The organism is Paracoccus benzoatiresistens (assembly GCF_026913015.1).
In the GTDB taxonomy this organism is placed as follows: domain Bacteria; phylum Pseudomonadota; class Alphaproteobacteria; order Rhodobacterales; family Rhodobacteraceae; genus Paracoccus; species Paracoccus benzoatiresistens.
In genome coordinates this window covers 1-2484 of sequence record NZ_JAPTYD010000132.1, presented here as the reverse complement: position 1 = coordinate 2484, position 2484 = coordinate 1, and the positions used below count along the sequence as shown (strand labels likewise).

Genomic DNA, 2484 nt, shown 5'->3' with positions numbered 1-2484 from the left:
CTGGAAGGGAAACATTCATCGTTGCCATGATGACCTCCGTAGACGATCAGGATAGCGGCTTTGGCAAGCTTTGCCAAGCAAGTCGACTGGAGCGGATATAGATGTCCCAAAGCGCATTACAGTGGGATGGTTACTGTCTGCTGCACTAAGAGCGCCTAACAAAACTGCTGCTCATGCGTTAAGGGGCCATGAGCAAACCCCTTGTATCCGATGATCTGTGGGAGGCCATTGCGCCGCTTCTGCCAAGGGAGCGGTCCAAGCCGAAGGGCGGCCGCCCTCGATGCGATGACCGGCTGGCTTTGGCCGGCATCATTTTCGTTCTGCGATCTGGCATTCCCTGGGAGATGCTGCCGCGTGAGTTTGGCTGCTCAGGCATGACCTGCTGGCGCAGGCTGCGCGACTGGCAGGCAGCCGGCGTCTGGACCAGGCTTCACCGCGTTCTTCTAGAGCGCCTCTCTGAGGCGGGACAACTGGACTGGAGCCGAGCGTCCCTCGACAGCGCTGCCGTTGCCGCGAAAAAGGGGGTGCCGAAACCGGCCCGAACCCGACGGATCGCGGCAAACCGGGCACGAAGCGCCATCTTGTGGTCGACCGGAAAGGCACCCCGCTCGGGGTGCGCCTGAGCCCGGCCAACCGGCACGACAGCATGATGCTGGCGCCTGCCCTCGATGCCATACCAGGCGTGCGCCATGGCCGTGGACGTCCGCGCAAGCGCCCTGACAAGCTTCACGCCGACAAGGCCTATGACCATCACCGCTGCCGGAGCGAATGCCGGAAGCGCAGGGTCACGCCCCGCATTGCCCGGCGAGGCATGGACAGCAGCGAAAGGCTGGGCCGGCACCGCTGGGTTGTCGAGCGGACACTGGCATGGCTCAACCGCTTTCGCCGCCTTGCCATCCGTTATGAGCGGCGCGCCGACATCCACGAGGCCTTCGTGATCCTCGGCTGCGCCCTCATCTGCCTCAACCAGATCAGAAGATATCCGTCTTGGTCAAGGGGCGGTTTGTGCCCATTTCCGGTCGTCCCGGATCAGGGCATTGGCAAGGACGATGAGCTTGCGCATGACGGCTGTGATTGCGCCTTTCGCGCGCTTTCCGGCGCCGCTGAGCGTCCTGTAGACTTGGCCGAGCTGGGCATTGTAGCGGATCGAAACGAGCGCGGGCATATAGAGCGTGGTGCGCAAGGCGCCTCGACCGCCGCCGATCTTGGAGCGACCCTTCCATTTCCCGGACTCGTGCGTGATCGGGGCGAGACCTGCGAGACTAGCAGCCTCCTTGCCCGATAGTGTACCAATTTCGGGCATCTCCACGATCATTGCAACGGCAGCAATCGGACCGATGCCTGGAATGGACATGAGAACCTCATAGCGCCGGACGAGGTCGGCATCCTCGGCGACGAGGCGCCGCAATTCTACGTCGATCTGGTCGATCTGCTTTTCAACCTGCCGTAGGCGGGCGCGAAGCTGAGCCAGCACTACCTGGTTACGCGCCCCATGAAGGCGATTGCGGCATGCGGTGCGATCTTTGATCAGGCCGATGCGAGCAACGTGCAACTCCCTGATCTCATGCATGCTGTCGGTGCGGGCAGGCTTGGCCTCGAGGCTCAGAACTGCTCCCATCCGCGCCAGAAGCGCGGCATCAACACGATCGGTCTTGGCGCCCTGGCCGACGGCTTGGGCAAACTTTCGAGCCCGGTTCGGGTTCACCTTGACCAGACCGTGACCGGCCGCGCCCAGCATGCTTTCCAGGTCCCTGTGGTATCGGCCGGTCGCCTCATAGACGACGCGAGCGGGCGCCTTTCCAATCCAGCCACAAAGGGTCTTGAGCCCCGCCTTGTTATTGTCGAACTGCATGTGCTTGCCGTCCGACAGACGGTGAACGTCAACTGTGTCTTTGGAAATGTCGATTCCGATAGTATCCTGCATCGCCTTTCGTCTCCTGCCCTTGTCATGCGGGGCAAGGCATGCGCCTTCCCCATGTATCCGTTCAGGTCTTTCGAAAGACGGGGGTGGTCCTACTTCTAACCGGTTCGTGGAAACCTCTTTTGTTTCGACCCGTCCCCCGCCGCTCTCCGGCATGTATAAGGTGCCGGAGAGCGGCTCCTGTATCGCACAGGAGCCAGGAAAAATCTTAAGACAAGGTTTTGTTAGGTGTTCTAAGCAGAAGACGAGAATGGAGGTCATCATATGAACGACCAATTTTGTCTGCCTTGGGCAGAATCGGTTTGGCCATCTCGCTTTGGAAGCACAATCCGGCACTGATCCGGCGGGCGCCCACCAACTGAGATGGTCTCAGTCGGTGGTCCACCCGGCGATGAGGCGCACGATAATGGCGTCGGACATTTCGTCGAAGCTTGGAACGCTCTCTAGCGCTTGTGTCTGGTTGCGGGGCATCGGTGGGAGGGATATGGGCGCGGAGCCGCAGCGAGGCAGCGCGTTGACTGCGGGAGATGAAACGTCAAAAGCCATGGCGTTTTCCTTTCTTG

The 2484-nt window shown here is 61.0% G+C and carries 2 protein-coding genes and 1 pseudogene; 1 reads left to right on the top strand and 2 read right to left on the bottom strand.

Annotation, left to right across the window (positions count from 1 at the left end):
• Window positions 1–188: 188 nt before the first annotated feature.
• Window positions 189–952, top strand: a pseudogene (locus OU682_RS23720) (IS5 family transposase); the annotation flags it as partial.
• A gap of 39 nt (window positions 953–991) precedes the next feature.
• Here the strand turns inward: OU682_RS23720 and OU682_RS23715 are convergent.
• Window positions 992–1924: an IS110 family transposase gene (locus OU682_RS23715; RefSeq protein WP_268944640.1), complete on the bottom strand. Its 933-nt coding sequence runs from the start codon at window positions 1922–1924 to the stop codon at window positions 992–994.
• A 366-nt stretch (window positions 1925–2290) separates the two neighbouring features.
• Window positions 2291–2484 (bottom strand): hypothetical protein (locus OU682_RS23710; protein WP_268944639.1); only part of this gene is annotated, 194 nt, incomplete at its 5' end.